This window comes from Micromonospora arida (assembly GCF_042873195.1).
GTDB classification, from domain to species: domain Bacteria; phylum Actinomycetota; class Actinomycetes; order Mycobacteriales; family Micromonosporaceae; genus Micromonospora; species Micromonospora arida.
This window is the reverse complement of sequence record NZ_JBIALC010000002.1, coordinates 293210-312724: the sequence shown is the minus strand read 5'-3', so window position 1 is coordinate 312724 and position 19515 is coordinate 293210. Positions and strand designations below refer to the sequence as shown.

The 19515-nt window shown below is 71.1% G+C and carries 20 protein-coding genes; 13 read left to right on the top strand and 7 right to left on the bottom strand.

The annotated features are described in order from the left end of the window. Positions 1–19: 19 nt before the first annotated feature. Positions 20–556, bottom strand: a complete 537-nt coding sequence (locus ACFYP0_RS08065; RefSeq protein WP_386995488.1) for a GtrA family protein — start codon at positions 554–556, stop codon at positions 20–22. A gap of 439 nt (positions 557–995) precedes the next feature. On the opposite strand from ACFYP0_RS08065, the gene ACFYP0_RS08060 reads away from it, so the two are divergent. The 4 genes from ACFYP0_RS08060 (at position 996) to ACFYP0_RS08045 (ending at position 6054) form a co-directional block, all read left to right on the top strand. Continuing rightward, entirely contained in the window at positions 996–2840 is a 1845-nt protein-coding gene (locus ACFYP0_RS08060; protein WP_356977943.1) for a phosphoenolpyruvate carboxykinase (GTP), read from the top strand. Between the two features lie 37 nt (positions 2841–2877). After that, positions 2878–3747 (top strand): hypothetical protein, encoded by an 870-nt coding sequence (locus tag ACFYP0_RS08055; protein ID WP_356977945.1) that lies wholly within the window; start codon positions 2878–2880, stop codon positions 3745–3747. A 359-nt stretch (positions 3748–4106) separates the two neighbouring features. Beyond that, complete coding sequence (locus tag ACFYP0_RS08050) at positions 4107–5252, top strand: geranylgeranyl reductase family protein (RefSeq protein WP_356977947.1); 1146 nt, start codon at positions 4107–4109, stop codon at positions 5250–5252. Between the two features lie 31 nt (positions 5253–5283). After that, complete coding sequence (locus ACFYP0_RS08045; protein WP_091394347.1) at positions 5284–6054, top strand: isoprenyl transferase; 771 nt, start codon at positions 5284–5286, stop codon at positions 6052–6054. A gap of 36 nt (positions 6055–6090) precedes the next feature. On the opposite strand, the gene otsB is transcribed toward ACFYP0_RS08045, so the two are convergent. From otsB to ACFYP0_RS08030, 3 genes are all read right to left on the bottom strand, one after another. Next, positions 6091–6915, bottom strand: coding sequence for a trehalose-phosphatase (otsB, locus tag ACFYP0_RS08040; RefSeq protein WP_124854365.1), 825 nt, complete (start codon positions 6913–6915; stop codon positions 6091–6093). A 67-nt stretch (positions 6916–6982) separates the two neighbouring features. Then, the gene (locus ACFYP0_RS08035) at positions 6983–7336 is read right to left on the bottom strand and encodes a hypothetical protein (RefSeq protein WP_124854366.1); all 354 of its coding nucleotides are present in this window, start codon (positions 7334–7336) and stop codon (positions 6983–6985) included. Between the two features lie 162 nt (positions 7337–7498). Next, positions 7499–7942 carry an XRE family transcriptional regulator gene (locus tag ACFYP0_RS08030; RefSeq protein ID WP_124854367.1) on the bottom strand — a complete coding sequence of 148 codons (444 nt, stop codon included), beginning with the start codon at positions 7940–7942 and terminating at the stop codon, positions 7499–7501. 264 nt (positions 7943–8206) lie between these two features. On the opposite strand from ACFYP0_RS08030, the gene ACFYP0_RS08025 reads away from it, so the two are divergent. The 7 genes from ACFYP0_RS08025 (at position 8207) to ACFYP0_RS07995 (ending at position 15283) form a co-directional block, all read left to right on the top strand. After that, positions 8207–8551 carry a hypothetical protein gene (locus ACFYP0_RS08025; RefSeq protein ID WP_030328857.1) on the top strand — a complete coding sequence of 115 codons (345 nt, stop codon included), beginning with the start codon at positions 8207–8209 and terminating at the stop codon, positions 8549–8551. A gap of 31 nt (positions 8552–8582) precedes the next feature. Beyond that, positions 8583–8918, top strand: a complete 336-nt coding sequence (locus ACFYP0_RS08020) for a hypothetical protein (RefSeq protein ID WP_124854368.1) — start codon at positions 8583–8585, stop codon at positions 8916–8918. Positions 8919–9330: 412 nt separating this feature from the next. Next, positions 9331–10746 (top strand): PhoH family protein, encoded by a 1416-nt coding sequence (locus tag ACFYP0_RS08015; protein ID WP_112581923.1) that lies wholly within the window; start codon positions 9331–9333, stop codon positions 10744–10746. Positions 10747–11023: 277 nt separating this feature from the next. Next, positions 11024–11701, top strand: a complete 678-nt coding sequence (locus ACFYP0_RS08010) for an aggregation-promoting factor C-terminal-like domain-containing protein (RefSeq protein WP_124854369.1) — start codon at positions 11024–11026, stop codon at positions 11699–11701. 105 nt (positions 11702–11806) lie between these two features. Further along, positions 11807–12460: a rhomboid family intramembrane serine protease gene (locus tag ACFYP0_RS08005; protein WP_386995074.1), complete on the top strand. Its 654-nt coding sequence runs from the start codon at positions 11807–11809 to the stop codon at positions 12458–12460. Positions 12461–12566: 106 nt separating this feature from the next. Then, positions 12567–13535, top strand: a complete 969-nt coding sequence (locus ACFYP0_RS08000) for an NAD(P)/FAD-dependent oxidoreductase (RefSeq protein WP_112730527.1) — start codon at positions 12567–12569, stop codon at positions 13533–13535. A gap of 65 nt (positions 13536–13600) precedes the next feature. After that, the gene (locus tag ACFYP0_RS07995) at positions 13601–15283 is read left to right on the top strand and encodes a hypothetical protein (RefSeq protein WP_386995072.1); all 1683 of its coding nucleotides are present in this window, start codon (positions 13601–13603) and stop codon (positions 15281–15283) included. A 73-nt stretch (positions 15284–15356) separates the two neighbouring features. On the opposite strand, the gene ACFYP0_RS07990 is transcribed toward ACFYP0_RS07995, so the two are convergent. Both ACFYP0_RS07990 and glpX read right to left on the bottom strand, forming a co-directional pair. Beyond that, positions 15357–16328, bottom strand: a complete 972-nt coding sequence (locus ACFYP0_RS07990; protein ID WP_356977954.1) for a DMT family transporter — start codon at positions 16326–16328, stop codon at positions 15357–15359. Then, the gene (glpX, locus tag ACFYP0_RS07985; RefSeq protein ID WP_091394313.1) at positions 16325–17356 is read right to left on the bottom strand and encodes a class II fructose-bisphosphatase; all 1032 of its coding nucleotides are present in this window, start codon (positions 17354–17356) and stop codon (positions 16325–16327) included. The genes ACFYP0_RS07990 and glpX overlap by 4 nt, the downstream gene beginning before the upstream one ends. Positions 17357–17515: 159 nt before the next feature. Between glpX and ACFYP0_RS07980 the strand changes: the two genes are divergently transcribed. Both ACFYP0_RS07980 and ACFYP0_RS07975 read left to right on the top strand, forming a co-directional pair. Further along, positions 17516–18163: a DUF4245 domain-containing protein gene (locus ACFYP0_RS07980; RefSeq protein ID WP_386995069.1), complete on the top strand. Its 648-nt coding sequence runs from the start codon at positions 17516–17518 to the stop codon at positions 18161–18163. 205 nt (positions 18164–18368) lie between these two features. Next, positions 18369–19214 carry a hypothetical protein gene (locus ACFYP0_RS07975; protein ID WP_356977956.1) on the top strand — a complete coding sequence of 282 codons (846 nt, stop codon included), beginning with the start codon at positions 18369–18371 and terminating at the stop codon, positions 19212–19214. Positions 19215–19257: 43 nt separating this feature from the next. Here the strand turns inward: ACFYP0_RS07975 and ACFYP0_RS07970 are convergent, their stop codons facing one another. Then, positions 19258–19479, bottom strand: coding sequence for an exodeoxyribonuclease VII small subunit (locus ACFYP0_RS07970; protein ID WP_030328827.1), 222 nt, complete (start codon positions 19477–19479; stop codon positions 19258–19260). Between the last annotated feature and the right edge of the window lie 36 nt (positions 19480–19515).

Below are 19515 nucleotides of genomic sequence, written 5' to 3'. Positions count from 1 at the left end.
GAACGAGGTGGGCGGCAGGTCACGCCCCGTGGTCCCGGTCGGGATTCACCTGCGGAAGGGTCGGGGTTCCCGCTTCGACGAAGACGAACCGCCGGTACGACCAGAATCGAAACAGCGTGGCGAACCCCGTGCCGACGATGTAGCTGGCGAGATTGTCCGCCAGGCGCGTCTGGAACACGGCCGGCCAGATGGCTCCGAGCCCGTAGCGGCTGAGCGCTAGGCAGGCCACCGTGATGCCGAGACCGACAGCGTTGAAGAAGAAGAAGAGCGCGTACTCGCGGGCCGCGTTGTTGCGCTGGCGGTGCCGCCACGTCCAGAACCGGTTGCCCACGAAGGCGACGGACGCCGCGATCACGGTGGAGATCGTTTTCGCCGTCAGCTCTTCGACGCCGTGCTTGCTCGTCAGGTAGTTGAAGAGCGCGAAGTCGACAAGGAAGGCGAAACCACCCACGGTGGCGAACTTGCTCATCTCGCGGATGAGGTGACCGAAGCGGTCGAGGAGTACGCCGACGAGACCCCGCCGGGTCTGCCGGGGACCCGGTTGTTCCCCGGTCATCGTGGCGGCCACGGAGGGATCCTACCGGCTGCCGGCCAGTCAGAGGGGTAGCAACGGCAAGCGGGCGTGGTCTCCCGGAGGGGCCCAGCGCCGTGTACGTAACCACCGCACAGCGCGTAGCCAATTGGGAGGACTGAGCCGCCGCGGAACGGGAATCACCGCACCGGTCGGCGGGGCAGGTCCACGGCCCGACCGCAACAAGCTTCCGCCGGGGTGCACAACAAGATTTGCGTGAAACTGCGCGGGAAAGCGGGTATCAGCTCGTGATGCCGCAGCGAGGCCGTAGCTTGTGCAGTTCTTCACAACCTGTCCCACTGACTCGGAAGGCTGCCCGGTTTACGCTGAGGCCAATCCCAGGTTTCCACGAAGGCGACGCATCGCGCCGCCGAGTCTCGTGCATCCCATAGATCGGTCAGCGTCGACCACAAGGAGATGTGTCATGGTTGCTCCGGCTGTTGTGCGGGGTATTGATCAGGCCCCGACGTCCCATCCGAAACTGCTCGCCTGGGTCCGTGAGGTCGCGGAACTGACCACCCCCGACCGTGTCGTCTGGGTGGACGGGTCCGACGAGGAGTGGCGCCGCCTCACCGATGAGCTGGTCGAGTCCGGCACCCTGATCCGGCTCAACCCGGAGAAGAAGCCCAACTCGTTCTACGCGCGCACCGACCCGACGGACGTCGCCCGGGTCGAGGAGCGCACCTACATCTGTTCCGTCGACGAGGCGGACGCCGGCCCCACCAACAACTGGATGGCGCCGGCCGAGATGAAGCGGACGATGACGGATCTGTACCGGGGATCCATGCGCGGTCGCACCATGTACGTCATCCCGTTCGTCATGGGGCCGGTCGAGGCCGAGTCTCCGATGTTCGGTGTCGAGATCACCGACAGCCCGTACGTGGTCGCGTCGATGCGCATCATGACGCGGATGGGCGCCCGGGTCCTCGAGGCCATGGGTGACAACGCGGACTTCGTGCACGCGCTGCACTCGATCGGCGCCCCGCTCGCCCCCGGCCAGCAGGATGTGGCCTGGCCGTGCAACGACACCAAGTACATCTCGCACTTCCCGGAGAGCCGGGAGATCTGGTCGTACGGCTCGGGTTACGGCGGCAACTCGCTGCTGGGCAAGAAGTGCTACTCGCTGCGAATCGCCAGCGTGATGGGCCGGGACGAGGGCTGGCTCGCCGAGCACATGCTGATCCTCAAGATCACCTCGCCGGAGGGCAAGACCTACCACATCGCCGGCGCGTTCCCCTCGGCCTGCGGTAAGACCAACCTCGCCATGGTGGAGCCGACGATTCCCGGCTGGAAGGTCGAGACCATCGGCGACGACATCGCCTGGATGCGGTTCGGCCCGGACGGCCGCCTCTACGCCGTCAACCCCGAGTACGGCCTGTTCGGCGTCGCGCCCGGCACCGACTGGAAGACCAACGCCAACGCCATGCGCACGCTGGACCGGGGCAACTCCGTCTTCACCAACGTCGGCCTCACCGACGACGGCGACGTCTGGTGGGAGGGCATGGGTGAGCCGCCGGCGCACCTGATCGACTGGAAGGGCAACGACTGGACGCCGGAGAGCGACAGCCTGTCCTCCCACGCGAACAGCCGGTTCTGCACCCCGATCACCCAGTGCCCGATCCTCGCCGACGAGTACTTCGACCCGAACGGCGTGCCGATCGACGCGATCCTCTTCGGCGGACGCCGCAAGGACACCGTCCCGCTGGTGACCGAGGCCCGCGACTGGGTGCACGGCGTCTACATGGGTGCCACGCTCTCCTCGGAGACCACCGCCGCCGCGTCCGGCGCCGTCGGCGTGGTCCGGCGGGACCCGATGGCGATGCTGCCGTTCATCGGCTACAACGCCGGGGACTACTTCCGGCACTGGATCGAGATGGGCAAGGGCGCCGACGGCGACGAGGCGAAGCTGCCGAAGATCTACTACGTCAACTGGTTCCGCAAGGACCCGGACGGCTCGTTCCTCTGGCCGGGCTTCGGGGAGAACTCCCGGGTGCTCAAGTGGGTCGTCGAGCGGATCGAGGGCACGGCCGACGCGGTCGAGACGCCGGTCGGCATGGTCCCCGCGCCGGACGCCCTGGACGTCGAGGGCCTGGACATGACCCCGGAGGACGTCCGGATCGCGCTGAAGGTCGACCCGGACGAGTGGCGCAACGAGCTGCCGATGATCACCGAGTGGTTCGAGAAGTTCGGTGACAAGCTGCCCGGCGTGCTCTGGGCCGAGTTGGACGCGCTGCGCGCCCGCCTGGACGCCGCGCAGCCGCAGCGGTAGGTGTGAACGAGCCCCATCGCGGGCAACATCGGATTTCATGAGGACGGCCGCCGAGACCCAGGTCCGGCGGCCGTCCGCCGTCCGGGTGCTCACCACCCTGCTGGCGACGACGGCGGCGGCCACCGTCGTGGTCGAGCTGCTCAACTGGTGGTACGCCCCGGAACAGGGATTCGGGCTGGCCGTACGGACCGGCTGGGCCATGCTGCGCTCGTTCGGCTTCCTGCTGCTGATCGGGCACGTGCGACGGGGTCGTACGGTGGCCCGCCCGTTCGGGCTGATCCTCGCGGTCACCACGATCTTCGCGGTCGGCCGGCTCATCGTGCCCCGGCAGGGGGTGCCGCCACTGCCCGGCCTGCTCGGCTTCGCCATTCTCACGGCGCTCTGTGTCGCGGTGGTCTGGTTGCTCTACCGCTCGTCGGCGTTGGCCGGGCACCTGGTCCGGCACCGTCCACGCCTCGTCATCGACCGGGACGGCATCTCCTGGCGGGAGACCCCGCCACGCCGACCACAGGCCAGCGCCTGGCTGTTGACCAGCCGGGTGGCGGCCTTCACCTACAGCCCGTTGATGCTGGTGCCGGCCCTGGTAGCCGGAGGCTCCATCCTGGACGATCGACTGACCGCGGTGCCGGCCGTGCTGTTCTGGTTCGGCGCGGGCATCACCGCCAGCTACGCCGTGCTGTTCTGCACCGCGTTCCTGATGCGGGGCAAGGACTGGGCGCGCGGCGTGCTGGTCGTCGTCACTGTGGCCGTACTCGCCGTGGATCTGCCGCTGTGCTGGTGGCTGCTGGGTGTAGACGGCCTGGTCCGCGACGGAGGCCCCCTGGTGGCGGCGGCAGGGCTGACCCTGTACGGCCTTCGCCGCGCCGCCCGCGCCCCCGACGACGCACGACCTGAACCCCGACCCTGACCGCGGTTGGAGCCCCGCACCGACGCCGCTGGGTGCCGACCCGGCGGCCGACCGCGGCCCAGCACCTGCCCGTCCCCCCTCCTCTGCTCTGCACCGTCCTTTGCTCTGCACCCCGATAGGCGACAGTCGCGGACGGTGACCGTCGCATCCGCGGGTGCAGAGCAAAGGGGGGGTGGGTGAGACCGGCCGGCCCGGTGCGGGAGCGGTCTTCGCGCGCGGGCAGGGGGCAGGATGGCGGGTGGCGTCGGTCACAGCGGCCGGCGCCGGGACGGCTGCGGAGATCGTCGGGCGGCCGGCCGCAAGGCCGACCGGGTCGCCCGGCGAGAGCGGCCGCGCCCCGTCGGACTGGAGGGAGGCGCATGGTGGGCGACGAGTTCGACGTGGTGGTGGTGGGGGCGGGGCCGGCCGGGGCGGCAGCCGCGCTGACGGCGCGCCGGGCCGGTGCCAGCGTGCTGCTGCTGGACCGGGCCGATTTTCCCCGGGACAAGGCGTGTGGTGACGGGATCGCCGCGCACTCGGTGGACGTGCTCGCCGAGCTGGGGGTGACCGAGGCGGTGGCGGGCTACGCGCCGCTGCCGGCGTTGCGCATGATCTCGCCCGGTGGCGGTGCGGTGGCTCGGGCGCTGCCCCGACCCGCGTACACAGTGCCCCGGGAGGTTTTCGACGCGCGGCTGGTGGCGGCCGCGGTGGCCGCCGGTGCCCAGCTGCGCCGGCACACCGTGCGCCAGGTCGAGCCGCGCGCGGACCGGGTGGTGCTCGACGGGCAGGTGTCCGGTCGGGTGGTGATCGGCGCGGACGGCGCCGGTTCGGTGGTACGCCGGGCGCTCGGCCACCAGCCGAACCCCGACCGGCACCTCGCGCTGGCCATCCGGGGGTACGCCCCGGCTCTGCCCGGCCCGTCCGAGCAACTCATCGTCACCTCGAAGGCGCGTTGGCCGGCGTACGCCTGGTCGTTTCCGATCGGTGACGGACGGGCGAACGTCGGGTACGGGGAGGTCCTGCGCGGTGAGCCGCTGAGCCGCGCGTACCTGCTGGACCGACTGGCCGCTCTGCTGCCCGGCACCGATCTGGCGACCGTGACCGCGTTGCGCGCGCATCATCTGCCGCTCTCCACCCACCGACCGTCGCCGGGGCGAGGGCGCACCCTGCTCGCCGGGGACGCCCTGTCACTGATCAATCCGTTCACCGGGGAGGGCATCTTCTACGCGTTGCTCTCCGGCGCGCTCGCCGGGTCGGCGGCGGCCCGGTCGCCCGAGGGCGCGGCAGGCCGCTACGCCGACGGGTTGCGTCGTCGCCTCGGGACCCACCTGCGGCATAGTTCGGTCGCGGCCTGGTTGGCCCGGCGACGACGGGTGGTGGACGCGGCGGTCCGGGCCGCCCGTCGGGACGACCGGGTGTTCTACGACGTGGTCGAGTTGGGACTGGGTGACGGACGCCTCACCGCTCGTACGCTCGCACTGATCGGTGCCGGTCTGGGCGGTGGGGATGGGGCTCCGAGGCAGTGAACTGGCCGAAGGGTCGCTACGCTGCTAGGTGATGACGCTGCGGAACCTTATCTACTCCGTGTACGAGCGCCGGCTCACGGCGAAGCTCGCGGGTAAGCCGGTGCCCCGGCATGTCGGGGTGATGTGCGACGGCAACCGCCGATGGGCGAGGGAGATGGGTTTCGTCGACCCGAACGACGGGCACCGGGTCGGCGCGGCAAAGATCAAGCATGTCCTCGGCTGGTGTGACCAGGCCGGCGTCGGGCACGTGACCCTCTACCTGCTGGCCACCGACAACCTGCGCCGTCCGGCCGCCGAGCTGGACCCGCTCCTCAAGATCATTGAGGACCTGGTGGTGGAGCTCTCCGAGGAGGGCAACCCCTGGCGACTGCGCATCGTCGGGGCGCTCGACCTGCTGCCGGCGCAGACCGCGGCGGCGCTCAAGGGCGCCGAGGAGCGCACCCGCGAGCGCACCGGCGGCGCGGAGGTCAACATCGCGGTGGGCTACGGCGGTCGCCGGGAGATCACCGACGCGGTCCGTTCGCTGCTGCTCGAGCACGCCGCCACCGGGGGCACGATCGAGGAGTTGGCCGAGGTGCTGGACGTCGAGCACATCGCCGAGCACCTCTACACCCGGGGCCAACCCGACCCGGACCTTGTCATCCGCACCAGCGGCGAGCAGCGGCTGTCCGGTTTCATGCTCTGGCAGTCCGCGCACTCGGAGTTCTACTTCTGCGAGCTCAACTGGCCGGATTTCCGGCACATCGACTTTCTGCGGGCCCTGCGCTCGTACGCCACCAGACAACGCCGCTACGGGGCCTGACCCGGCGGCGACGTCGTCGGTCGCCGCCCGATCAGGTCAGGGCAGGTGGGTCAGCGCCCGGGTGAGGAAGTCGCCCAGGGCGGCCGGCGACTCGATGGTCAGGTCGGCGGCGTTGGCCACCTCTTGTCCGGTCTCCGGGTTGGCCACCGCCACGCAGACACCGAGGAAGTCCGGGTCGGCGGCGGCGCGAGCGCGCAGCGCGGCGAAGGCCTTGATGTCGGAGACATCGTCGCCGAAGTACCAGGCGCCGGTGGCGCCCTTGATCGCCTCGCCGATCACCATGCCCTTGTCCCGGTCGACCGGTGGCTTGAGCTCCAGCACCATCCGCCCGGCCTGCGAGCGCAGCCCCAGACGGTCGGCCTGTGCCTGCCCCCACTGCTGCACGGTCGCGCCGAGTTGCGGGGCGGTACGCCAGTGCAGCGCGACCGAGAGCCGCTTGTACTCCACAAGCGTGCCGGGCGGCAGTTCCGCCCGAGCCAGGTCGGCCAGCTCCGCCATGGTCGGCACCCAGGGCAGCGCGGCCGGTTCGGTGACTGTCTCGCCGCCGGAGTGGCTGTGCTCCAGCCCGTAGAGGCCGTAGAGGTCCACGCCGACGAGCCCGCCGAGCTGATCCCGAAGGAACTCGACGGGTCGGGCGGAGACGATCGCGACCCGCTGCACGACCGGGGCGAGCGCCTCGATCGCGGCCAACGCCTTGGGCGCCGGGCGTACCGCGGTCGGATCGTCGTCGACGGGCGCGAGCGTGCCGTCGAAGTCGAAGAAGAGCACGGTCCCGGCCGCCCGGCTGGCGGTTGTCCGCCAGGCCTGGTCGGCGTTCAACGGGGTTCTCGGCTGCTGATTGCCCAGATTCAACGGCGGCACGCGCGTCAGCGTACCCCGGCGATCCAGGCTCATTCCTGGCCGAGCGGGCCCATTCAGCGGTACGCGATCAGCGTTCGGCGGCTCCTCGTCCGCGCCGCCCGAACGGCACCACTGCCGCCTCCTGGCCGTGGCTCAACAGGTAGCCCTCCACGAACCCGGTGTTGCGATCGCCGGTGTGGTTCTCGATCTCGGTGAGCCGGGCCACCAGGAACTCGGTGAGCGCGCTGATTCGGTTGTTCAGACGCTCGTGCAGCTCGGCGACGACGGCCAGGACGACCGCGGTGCCGGCGGTGACGAGCGCAAAGAGGTTGACGAGCAGCGGCAGCTGCCCGCCGTCGACCGCGAGGGTCACCGTGTTGCCGGTCGCCCACAGTGTCACCGACACCGTTGCGACCACGACTGCCAACCACTTCAGGGTCATGGACAGACCCCTCCTTCTGTCCCGCAGGGCTGGGTTCGGCCTTGTCCCGTCCCCCCGCCGATGACGAGCCCAAGCAGTACGAATAGGGACGCTAGCGTGCCCGTTCCAGCCCCGGAGGCAAACGAATGAACCTGACCAGGCGTTCTTTCGCTATCTGAGGAACTAGCCTGCCTGATTGCCCCTTTTTCGGACATCGACCGGCAGCGTTGGGCGGTATGCGAGATATCTGATGGTTTCCCGGATGTGGAACTTCTCCGCGTCCGACACCTGCGGATCGACCAGACGGCGCAGCAGCGCCTCCACGTCGGGGTCCATCGGAGGGGCGGCCTGGCCGGTGCGGGGGCCGGTCGCGGCGCGGTCCCAGCCGAGCGCGGCGAAGGCGGCGGCCGGGTTCAACCCCAGGCCCTCGCAGAAGGCGACCACCCGCTCGGCCTCCGGATCGCTGGCCCAGTCGCCCCGGACCCAGCGGTTGATGGTCTGCCGGGAGACGCCGGTGCGCCGGGACACCTCGGTGCCGCTCCAGGCTCGGGTCGCCCGTGCCTCGTCCAGGGCTCGCCGGACGAAGGTGGCGAAGGCGATCTTCCGCGCATTGGCCGTCTCGGTCACCCCGTGACGGTACGGCCAGCCGACTGCGGGTGCGCGGCCCGCCTCGCCACTGTCACGCGGACGTGACGAGGGGTTCGGATTTCCGGTAAACGAGTCAGTGCCACTGTTGAGGGGTGTCACGCGGGCAGAATAGATGAACGTAGTGGCAAACGTAACCGGACGAAAAGCTGATACTGTCACGCCCATGGGACAATCTACGGTGTGTCACGTGCATGAGACGATTGGTGCTCACATGCGTCACGCCCCCGGTGCCGGGGGGTCGTGGTGACCGAGCTCGCCACCCGCGCCCAGGCCTTCGGGCTGATCGCCGAGGGGGTCGCCGCGGGGCTTACCGCCCCCTGGCGCCTCTACCTGGCCCGAGGCTGCCGCTACCTGTCGCTGAGCGTCGGTGATCGTGCCGAGTGGAACGCGTGGCGTACCCATCTCGGCTGCCCGGAGCTGAGTGTCCGGGTCTACGACGCCGGCGGCGAGATCCGCCGGTCGTCGGTGGCCGAGGTCGTGCTGGACGGCTGCCGGATCAGCGTCGAGCTGGTCGAGGAGGTCAGCACCGACGACCTGGACCGGCTGCTCGTCGCCGACCCCACCACGATCGAGCCGGAGGAGCGATGACCTGGCGTCCCGGCTGGGCCGGAGCTGCCCGATGAGCCCTTTTCTCGCGGTGTTCCTCGTCCTGGTGCTCGGTGCCACCAGTTACGCGGCCGGCCGTCTGCACGGGCAGCTCAGCTACCGCATCGGCTACCGCTTCGGTTACCGGCAGGGCTACTTCGACGGTGACCGGGGCGCCTGGAACCGGCGTCGTCGGGACGCCCAGGCGGCGATCGCCTCGGCCCTGTCGGTCTCGCCCGCTGGCGTGGTCCGCTCCGCCGGTGCGGTCGAACGCCCTGGCACCACGTACACCGGCTCGTCGTTCAGCGCGCCGGCCGCCCCGATCACCGGGCGGCACCCGACCGGCACGCTTGTCCGACGTAGCGGGTGAGGTCGGTCGGCGGGCTGCCCCGCCGACCGGCGCCACGAGCGCGGTGCGTCGTCCGCGGCGGACACGCACCGTCGGGGTCACGTCAGACCGGTGACGGTGGCCCCACCGGCCGGGATGCGCGCAGGGGGCATGCATCCCGGCCGGTTCCGCCGCGTTCACGACAATGCCTTTCGGCTGGTGCGGGCGTCGGCGGAGGGCTGTTCATGAGCGCGTCTTGGGAGATCCACGTTCGGCCTCTAGCCGGGAAGGTCAGGCGGGGCTAGCGTCTAGGCATGGCACGGGGTTCTCCCGAGCCAGCCGGTTCGCCCGGATCTGCGACCTCGCGCATGGGGTTCCGCATCCGACCCCGTGTCCCCGGGCACCGGAGGAGGCGGAACACGGGTGGCGGGTGCCCATCCGTCGGAGCAGGCCTGTGACGACTCGCCGTACCATCGCCGGTGCCGACCAGACCCCGGCCGCGACTGCCACGCCCCGCCGAGCCACCAGGAGCCGCCGTTCGGCGGCCACCGCGCCGGCCGACCCCAAGGAGCCACGACCAGCCGGCCAGGCCTTTGTCCTGGACACGTCGGTGCTGCTCTCCGATCCGGCGGCGTTCCACCGGTTCGCGGAGCACGAGGTGGTGCTACCTCTGGTGGTCATCACCGAGCTGGAAGGCAAGCGGCACCATCCGGAGCTGGGCTGGTTCGCCCGGCAGTCGTTGCGGATGCTCGACGACCTGCGGGTTCGGCACGGCCGACTCGACCGCCCGGTGCCTGCCAACGACGTCGGCGGCACCCTGCGGGTGGAGCTCAACCACACCGACGACGGCGTCCTGCCGCCCGGTTTCCGCACCGAGAGCAATGACGCCCGGATCCTCTCCGTCGCGCTCAACCTCGCCGCCGAGGGGCGGGAGGTGACCCTGGTCAGCAAGGACATGCCGCTGCGGGTCAAGGCGGCCTCGGTGGGTCTGCGTGCCGACGAGTACCGCCACGGCCAGGCCAGCGACCCGACCTGGACCGGCATGTCGGAGATGGAGTTGAGCGAGGAGCAGATCGGCCAGCTGTACGCCGGCGAGACGCTCGACCTCGACGAGGCGGCCGGGCTGCCCTGCCACACCGGTCTGGTGCTGCACTCGGGGCGTGGTTCCGCGCTCGGTCGCGTGCTGCCGGACAAGTCGGTACGTCTGGTCCGGGGCGACCGGGAGGCGTTCGGGCTGCACGGCCGCTCGGCCGAGCAGCGGATCGCTCTCGACCTGCTGTTGGACGAGTCGATCGGGATCGTCTCGCTGGGTGGCCGGGCCGGCACCGGCAAGTCGGCGCTGGCGCTCTGCGCCGGGTTGGAGGCGGTGATGGAGCGCCGCCGGCACAAGAAGGTGATCGTGTTCCGCCCGCTCTACGCCGTCGGTGGCCAGGAGTTGGGCTACCTGCCGGGCTCGGAGTCGGAGAAGATGTCGCCGTGGGCCCAGGCGGTCTTCGACACGCTCGGCGCGGTGGTGCACGAGAACGTGCTGGAGGAGGTCACCTCGCGGGGCATCCTGGAGGTGCTGCCACTGACCCACATCCGTGGGCGCAGCCTGCACGACGCCTACGTGATCGTGGACGAGGCCCAGTCGCTGGAGCGCGGGGTGCTGCTGACCGTGCTGTCCCGGATCGGGCAGGGCTCCCGGGTGGTGCTCACCCACGACGTGGCCCAGCGGGACAATCTGCGGGTCGGCCGGCACGACGGGGTGACGGCTGTCATCGAAGCGCTCAAGGGCCATCCGCTCTTCGCGCACGTCACCCTCAGCCGTTCGGAGCGGTCGCCGATCGCCGCGATGGTCACCGACCTTCTGGAGGACATTCCGATCTGACGGCCCTTTTGTGGGTTTTCGTCCCCATTTTCGGTGTGGCGCAGATCACAAACGGCCTGGTTGGTTTCCCATCAGCCTCACTGTGCGCAATCGTGTCTCACGAGCGTCCATGCACCACCGGAATCGTTGGCGATCGTTCGTCCCGAGACGGACGACATCGGCGAAGGTCGGTGCGTCGGCGCGACCGGCAACCGGTCGGGGCGCTCGTGGCACGGCTGACGGCCCACCTGTGGTCTGCGCCGCGCCACGTCCTTGCTCCCGACGAAGGGACCACTTCGTGAGTCGGCTGTGGAGCCGGTTGGGCGCCCGTACGGCTGCTGTAGCGCTGCTCTCCGTGGGCGTTGCCGGTGGCTTCTACCTGGGCGAAGACCGGGAAACCCAGCAACAGGGTCTGACCGAGCAGGTCAGTCTCGAGGTCGACCGGGCCGACCTCGCGTACCAGCGCGAGCGGCAGGCCGCCCACCAGGTGCAGTTCTCCAAGCAGCGGGCCGCCGAGTACCAGGCCAAGCTGCGGGCGAAGCAGGCCGCCAAGGAGGCCGCCGAGCGGGCCCGCCGGGCCGAGGCCGCCGCGGCGTCCCGCAAGCGCGAGCGTGCCGCCGCCAACGCGCCCGCCAAGCCGTACGACGGGCCGATCCCGGCGTCCTGCGCCGAATACAGCGGCAACCGCAAGACCGGCTGCGCCCTGATGATCAGCGCGGGTTTCGGCATCGCCGAGTTCCCCTGCCTGGAGAAGCTCTGGACCAAGGAGAGTGGCTGGAACCACAAGGCCAGCAACTCCTCGTCCGGTGCGTACGGCATCCCGCAGTCTCTGCCGGGCAGCAAGATGGGCTCCGTCGCGTCCGACTGGCGCACCAACCCGGCCACGCAGATCAAGTGGGGGTTGGGCTACATCAAGGGCAGGTACAAGACGCCCTGCGGCGCCTGGACCTACTTCCAGAACAACGGGCACTACTGACGGCTGTCGAAGGCGGGGCAGGTGGCTCTTCACCGCCCCGCCTTCGCGCGTACCCGGACGGGACGTGAGTGGCGGTCGGCCGCTTTTGCTGATAGCAGTTGTGGAGTGACCCTGCACCCGTCAAGCGGCGACCCCTACCGGTTCGGCACCGAGGCGTTCTACGCCGCGCTCGGCCGGGCGTTCGTCGCCATGTGCGCGGTGGTCCCGTTCCTCTTCCTCATCGAGGCCGTCGACCAGGGGCTCGCGTTCGGCCTGGACGCCACCGCCGGCATCATCCCGAAGCGCATCGACGGGCTGGACGGGGTCTTCTTCTCCCCGTTCCTGCACCACGGCTTCGACCACCTCTACAGCAACAGCATCCCGCTGATCCTGCTGGGCACCTTCGTCCTTGCCGCCGGCGCCCGCCGGTTCCTCTGGTCGACTCTGATCATCATCCTGGTCAGCGGGCTCGGCGTGTGGTTCACCGGCTCACCCAACTCGGTGGTGGTCGGCGCCAGCGGTGTCATCTTCGGCTACCTGGGCATCCTGCTCACCCGGGGCATCGTCGAGCGCAGCTGGTGGAACTTCGCGGTCTTCCTCCTGGTCGGCCTGCTCTACGGCTGGCAGCTGGTCGGCATCCTCCCCACCGACGAGCGGATCTCCTGGCAGGGGCACCTGTTCGGCCTGCTCGGCGGGGTGGTGGCGGCGATCCTGTTCCGTCGGCGGCGACCCGCCGTGGGCGGCCCGGACTACTCGGGGTCCACGCTCAGCCTGCCCTGAGGCGATTCTCCGGCGCGCCTCTGGGACGTGCTTGCCCGACCGTCGCCGCCCGCTTACGGTCGAGATCAGCACGCGTTGATCCGTGAGCGGAAAGCGACGGTACGCCATGCGCGAGGTCGATGTCGCCGTGATCGGGGCCGGTCCGGCCGGCCTCTTCGCCGCGTACTACGCCGGGTTCCGAGGGCTGTCGGTGGCGGTGATCGACGCGTTGCCCGAGCCGGGCGGTCAGGTCACCGCCATGTACCCGGAGAAGCTGATCCTCGACGTCGCCGGCTTCCCCGCGGTCAAGGGCCGCGACCTGGTGGCCAACCTGGTGGCCCAGGCCGCCCCGTTCGGTCCGCAGTACCTGCTCGGCACCCGGGCGGAGAAGCTCGCGTACGCCGACGGTCGCCCGGTGCTCGGCCTGGCCGGTGGCGAGCAGCTTGCGTGCGGCGCGATCGTGGTCACCGGCGGGCTCGGCAGCTTCAGCCCTCGGCCGTTGCCGTGCGCCGACGGCGCCCCCGGCTCCGGGATCGTCTACTTCGTGACCGAGCCGACCGAGCTGACCGATCGGGACGTGCTGATCGTCGGTGGCGGCGACTCCGCCTTCGACTGGGCGCTGGCGCTGCAACCGCTGGCCCGCTCGGTGACCCTGGTGCACCGCCGGGAGAAGTTCCGGGCCCACGCCTCGACGGTCGCCCGGGTGCTGTCCCTGCCGGTGCGGGTGGTGGTCAACGCCGAGGTCACCAGACTGCTCGGGGACGGGGTGGTGACCGGTGCCGAGGTGACGGTGCGCGGCGGCGCGACCGAGACGCTGCCGGTGGACACTGTGGTGGCCGCCCTCGGCTTCACGGCCGACCTGGGCCCGCTCGCCGAGTGGGGGCTACGGCTGGACCGCCGGCACATCCTGGTCGACAGCGCGATGGCCACCAACCTGCCCCGGGTCTTCGCGGCGGGTGACATCACCGAGTACCCGGGCAAGGTCCGGCTGATCGCCACCGGCTTCGGTGAGGCGGCGACTGCGGTCAACAACGCGGCAGTGGCCATCGACCCGAGCGCGCACCTCTTCCCCGGGCACTCCTCCGACGCCGGCTGAGCGTCGGTACCGGACCCAGGCCGACCTGAGTCCGGATCGAGACAGCTCGACCGGATCCTGAGGGGATGACGGGCTCCGAGACACCGCAGGACGGCGCACCCACCACGCTGTCCTGGCTCTGCCACCCCGCCACAGTGTTCGCGCTGGTCCTGCTGCTGGTCAACGACCATGTGCTGAAGGCGGCTTTCCCCGGCCTGGTGACCGGCAAGCTGAGCGACGTCGCCGGCCTGGTGCTCGCCCCGCCGTTGGTCGCGGTGCTGCTGACCCTCCTGGTGCCACGGCTGCCGTCCCGGGCCGCCGCGGTGGCCGGCCTGGTCGCGGTGGGCGTCGGGTTCGCCGTCGTCAAATCCAGCGGGTACGCCGCCGAGCTCGCCTCCTCGGCCTGGACCGTGCTGGCCGGGCCGTCGCTGGTCCGGGCCGACTGGACCGACCTGCTCACCCTGCCGGCACTCGGCCTGGCCTGGTGGAGTTGGACGCGGTCACGTCGCCGCCCGGTACGTCAACGGACCGCCCGGCTGGTCCGGCTGCTGGTGGTGCTGCCACCGGCGGTGTTGGCGGTGGCCGCGACCAGCGCGATCCACTATCCATACGCAGTGAGCACCGCGACGCTCGACGGCCACCCGGCGATCTCGGTCGGCAGCGGCTACAGCTCATCGGACTGGCCGGCCGGTCCGACGGACGGGCAGTGGGCGGTCAGCGAGGACGGCGCGACCACCTGGCGGCCCGCCACGGAGGAGGAGCAGCGGCGACTGTCCGGCCAGGAGGTCGGGCAACAACAGGCGTGCGCTGCGGATGAGCCCCGGCGCTGCTACCGGGTCGTCACCGGGCACCTACGGGTCGAGGAGAGTGACGACGCCGGTGCGACCTGGCGGGTGGCCTGGGAGGTGCCCGACGGGCAGCGCGAGGAGTTGGCCCGGCGGTCGCCGAACCCGGGCGACATCCACCGGCACTTCGCCTCCCGCGATCTGGTCGTCTATCCCCACACCAACGGTGGTCACGAGGTGCTGGTCGCCAACGGCCGGGACGGGTTTCTGCGCCGCCTGCCCGACGGTGGCTGGCAGCGCGACGGGTTCCTCTTCGAGGAGGGGCAGATCGCCACGTCGTGGGACAAACCGCGCCGGCTGAGCGGTGGCGGACCCGGCGACCGCGAAACCGACCTGCTGCTCGCCGTCGCGCTCGCGCTCACCCTCGGCTGCGCGGTCACCGTGCTCGCCGGCCACCTGGCGATCCGCCGCGGCGGAGGTCCCCGCTGGTGGGGGATCGCCGGCAGTGCGTCGATGCTGGTCGCGGGGATCGTGTTGGCCGCGGTGTGGGAGCGCGACGACGACAGCGGGACGTCCCTGGCCCTGTTGTTCCTCGTCCTGCCACTGGGGGTCCTGACGGCGGCGGCCCTGATCGTCCGAGGCTCCTACCAGGGTGCGCTGCCCCGATGGGTCCGGTGGGTCCTGCTCGGGCTCCTGTTCACCGCGCTCCTGGCCGGGCTGCCGCTCGTCGGTTGGCTGTACGGCACCCCGTCGCGGACCCGGTTCGCGGTGGCGCTCGCCCTGCTGGCCACGGTGCCGGGCGTGCTGCTGGCCACCCGGATCGCGCGGCTGGTGGACCCGGCCCGTGGGTTCGAGCGCCGGTACCCGCCGCGCCCGCCCTATGCGCCCTATCCGCCGCACGGGCCCTATCCGCCTGCGCCCTACCCCACGCGTCCACCGACGGTGCCTGATCCGCCGTACCCGTCGCAATCGCCGCCGCAGTGAACCTTCGGGGTGCGGCTGAACTCTTGGCGGGCGCTGGTCGGCGGCGGGCGGCTGGTCAGCGGCGAGCGGCTGGTCAGCGGCGAGCGGGTGGCGCCAGCGCGGCGATCAGCACCGCCACCAAGGTCAGCGCCGCCCCGAACAGGGTTTTCACACCCGGGTGCGAGGCCGCCGTGGGGAGGATCAGGTCCAGCAGGACGGCGCCCACGATCTGCCCGGCGATGGTGGCCAGACCGAGCAGCAGAACGCCGGTGAAGCGGACGATCGCGGCGGCGATCGCGATGAACACGATGCCGATCGGGCCGCCCAGGTAGAGCCACGGCTCGGTCGGCAGGTCGCCGCCCGGCCAGCCGCGTACGGCGATGTCGATCGCGAACGCGACGAGCAGGGTGACCGTGCCGACGGCGAAGTTGACAAGGGTGGCGGTCAACGCACTGTCGGCCGCCGCTCGGACCCGGCCGTTGACGGCCTGCTGCCAGGCGATACCCACCCCGGCGAGCAGCGGTAGCAGGGCCAGCGCCAGCGCGCCCAGGTCGCCAAGACGGTCGCCCACCGCCAGGCCGACCGCCAGCACGGTGAGCACCGCGCCGGCCAGCCGCTGTCGGGTGACCGGCTGCCGGCCGGTCGGCCCGATCCCGGCCCGGTCCACGGCGAGGCTGCTGCCGGTCTGACCGGCGACCACCGCCACGGTGAAGACCGCCACGCCCAACGTGCCGATGGTGAGGCCCTGGGTGGCCACCAGGAAGGCTCCGCACATCCCGCCGAGGCACTGCCAAGGCCGCAGCGCGCCGGTCCGCAGCGCCCGCCGCGTCGCGGCCAGCCCCCGCCGACCACCGGGGGTCGCGGGCACCAGCACCAGCAGCACCAGCAGACCGACGCCGAACGAGATGACCGCGGCGGCGAAACCGTCGTCGAGGCGTACCCCCAGCTCGCCGTTGATGCGCGACTGCACCGCCACCGCGACCCCGGAGGCCGACGCCAGCGCGACGCCGGTGATCCGGCGGGCGGCCGACAGGGTCTGCGGGGTCGCCGTGTCGGTGGCTGTCACTCCTGCTCGGCCAGCGGACGACCGTCGAAGTCGACAGCGGAGTAGAGCGCCAGCTTCTCCAGCCGGTGGTACGAGTCGATCACCCGGATGGTGCCGCTCTTCGAGCGCATGACGATCGACTGGGTGTACGCGCCGCCCGCCCGGTAACGCACCCCGCGCAGCAGGTCGCCCGAGGTGACCCCGGTCGCCACGAAGAAGCAGTTGTCGCCGGTGACCAGATCGTCGGTGCCCAGCACCCGGTCCAGGTCGTGCCCGGCGGCGATCGCCTTCTCCCGCTCCTGCTCGTCACGCGGCCACAGCTTGGCCTGCATCGCACCGCCCATGCACTTCAGCGCGCACGCGGAGATGATGCCCTCCGGGGTACCGCCGATGCCCATCAGGACGTCGACGTCCGACTCGCCCCGGGCCGCCGCGATGGAGCCCGCGATGTCGCCGTCGGAGATGAACCGGATCCCCGCCCCGGTCCGGCGGATCTGCGCGACCAGGTCGTCGTGACGGCTCCGGTCCAGCACGCAGACGGTCACCTCGGAGACGTCGGTGCCCTTGACCTTGGCGATCCGGCGCAGGTTCTCCGCCACACCGGCGTTGATGTCGATCACGTCGGCGTACGCCGGCCCGACGGCGAGCTTCTCCATGTAGAACACGGCGCTGGGGTCGAACATCGCACCGCGCTCGGAGACGGCCAGCACCGCCACCGCGTTCGGCATGCCCTTGCTCATCAGGGTGGTGCCGTCCACCGGGTCGACGGCGACGTCCACCTCCGGGCCCGTGCCGTCGCCGACGTGTTCGCCGTTGAAGAGCATTGGGGCGTTGTCCTTCTCGCCCTCGCCGATCACCACCACACCGCGCATCTGGATCGAGTTGATCAGCTTGCGCATCGCGTCGACCGCGGCCCCGTCGCCGCCCTCCTTGTCGCCTCGACCGACCCACCGGCCGGCGGCCATCGCCGCGGCCTCGGTGACCCGGACCAGGTCGAGGGCAAGGTTTCGGTCGAGATCCTGTGGGATCCGCGTCCTGGTGTTCGTCATGACGGCTACTCCTCCTCGCGACGGTGCGGGGACGACCGGCGGCGGGGAGGCCCCCACTGACGGCTTTGTCGCTGATCCTCACACGATGGCCGACCGGGCGTCGGCGCGGGGCGGTGATGGCCCGGATACCGCCGGTCGGGCGGCTGCGAAGATAAGGGGGTGGAACCCGCACAGCCAGCCGACCGTGTACCCGCCGACAGCACGCCGCCCGACGGTCAGCCGCCGGCCGACGTCCCCGCCGGCCGCGGTGGTGAGCCCGCCGCAACCGACCCGACCCCACCGCCCCGGGCGGTGTCCGGCAAGTCCGAGCGGTCGCCGAAGGACATGGCGATCTCGCTGCTGGTGCTGCTCGTCCCGATCGCGCTGCTGCTGGCGTTCTACCGGGGATTCCTCGGCGGCGACCAGGCCACCACCGTCGATCCGGCGCCCGCCATCGAGCAGGCCCGTTCGGCGAACGTTTTTCCGGTGAGCCAGCCGCAGGGGCTCAGCGGCGACTGGAAGACGGTCAGCGCCCGTTACCAGACCGTCGAGGACGGTGCGAACCTGCGACTCGGCTACCTCACGCCGGAGGGGCGGGGCGTCCAACTGCTGCAGAGCAGCGTTCCGGCGGACCGCCTGCTCCCCGCCGAGCTGACCAGTCAGGGCCAGCCGCAGGGCCCCACCGAGCTGGCCGGGCGCACCTGGCAGCTCTACACGGCCCGGGGAAACCAGCAGGCGCTGGTCCTGCTGGAGCCGACCCGCACGGTGATCGTCGTCGGCGACGCCCGGGACAACGAACTCCGCGAACTGGCCGGCTCGCTGCGCTGACCGACCCGGTGGGGTGGCCCCGCCGGCGCCGAATCTGGGCAACAGGCCCGAAGGGTGATTGTCCGACCCGTCGACAGGGAACAAGGAGGGCGTGACCCGGGCGCGTTGCTCGGCCCGGGTCGCGCGACGCAGCCGACGGTGCTGCTGCGTCGCCGGAGTTTCCGGCGCCGTCCAGGTCGTCGGGTGACCCCCTTGGGAGACACGTATGACTGTTCGACGACTCGGCGCCGGCCTGGTAGCCGCCGCTCTGATCACGCCCGCACTGGCCGCCTGCGCCAGCGGAACCGGCACCGCCGGATCGACGCCGTCCCCGACGGTGAGTGCGTCCGGCACGGCGAGCGCGTCCGGTGCTCCGGTGGCGGGTGACGCCAAGCAGGCCCTGCTCGACTCCACCAAGGAGATCAGCAACGGGAACTTCCGGTTCACCCTGGCCGGCGCCGGTTCGACGGCGGAGGGGCTGGTGCACCAGCCGAGCCAGAGCGCGGCGATGAAGATCGCGATCGGTGGCCCCTCGTCCGACCTGGCGATGAAGCTCGACGTGGTCCACTTCAAGCCGGACAGCTGGGTCAAGCTGGAGCTGAGCGGCCCCACCGCCGACAGCCTGCCCGCAATCAAGCAGCTCAACCTCGGCAAGTACCAGCACCTGGACCAGAACCGGATCAAGGGCAACCGCAACCTCGGCTTCGACTTCGAGAAGGTCGACCCGGCCGGTAGTGCGGTGCTCACCCAGGGCATCACCGAGGTCCGCAGCACCGGCACCGGCGCGTACGCCGGCACCATCGACGTCACCAAGGCCGCCGAGGCGGGCTCGTTGAACGCGGCCACGATCGCCGCGCTGGGCACCCAGGCGAAGACCGTCCCGTTCACCGCGAAGGTGGACCCGCAGGGCCGGCTCAGCGAGTTGGTGCTGCAGTTGCCGGCGGCCGGGCAGACCGCCGCCCAGGAGATCAAGATGACCTACTCCGACTACGGTGCCGCCACCGCCGCGCAGAAGCCGCCGGCGGACCAGGTCGTCGAGGCGCCGGCCGAGCTGTACAGCCTGTTCAACTGACGTACCGAGGTGGGGCGGCTCCGGCCGCCCCACCGGCGGTCGGTCAGGAAGCGGGCTCCTGCCGGGCGGCGTCGATCCGCGCCCGCGCACCATCCAGCCAGCGTTGACAGATCACCGCCAGCGCCTCGCCGCGCTCCCAGAGTGCCAGCGACTCCTCCAGGGACGTGCCGCCGGCCTCCAGCCGTTCCACCACCGAGGCCAGCTCGGCGCGGGCCTGCTCGTAACTGAGCCGTTCGTCCGGCCCGGCCTTCGTGTCGTCAGTCATCGCGTTCATCTCAGCACACCACTCCCCACCGCGCCG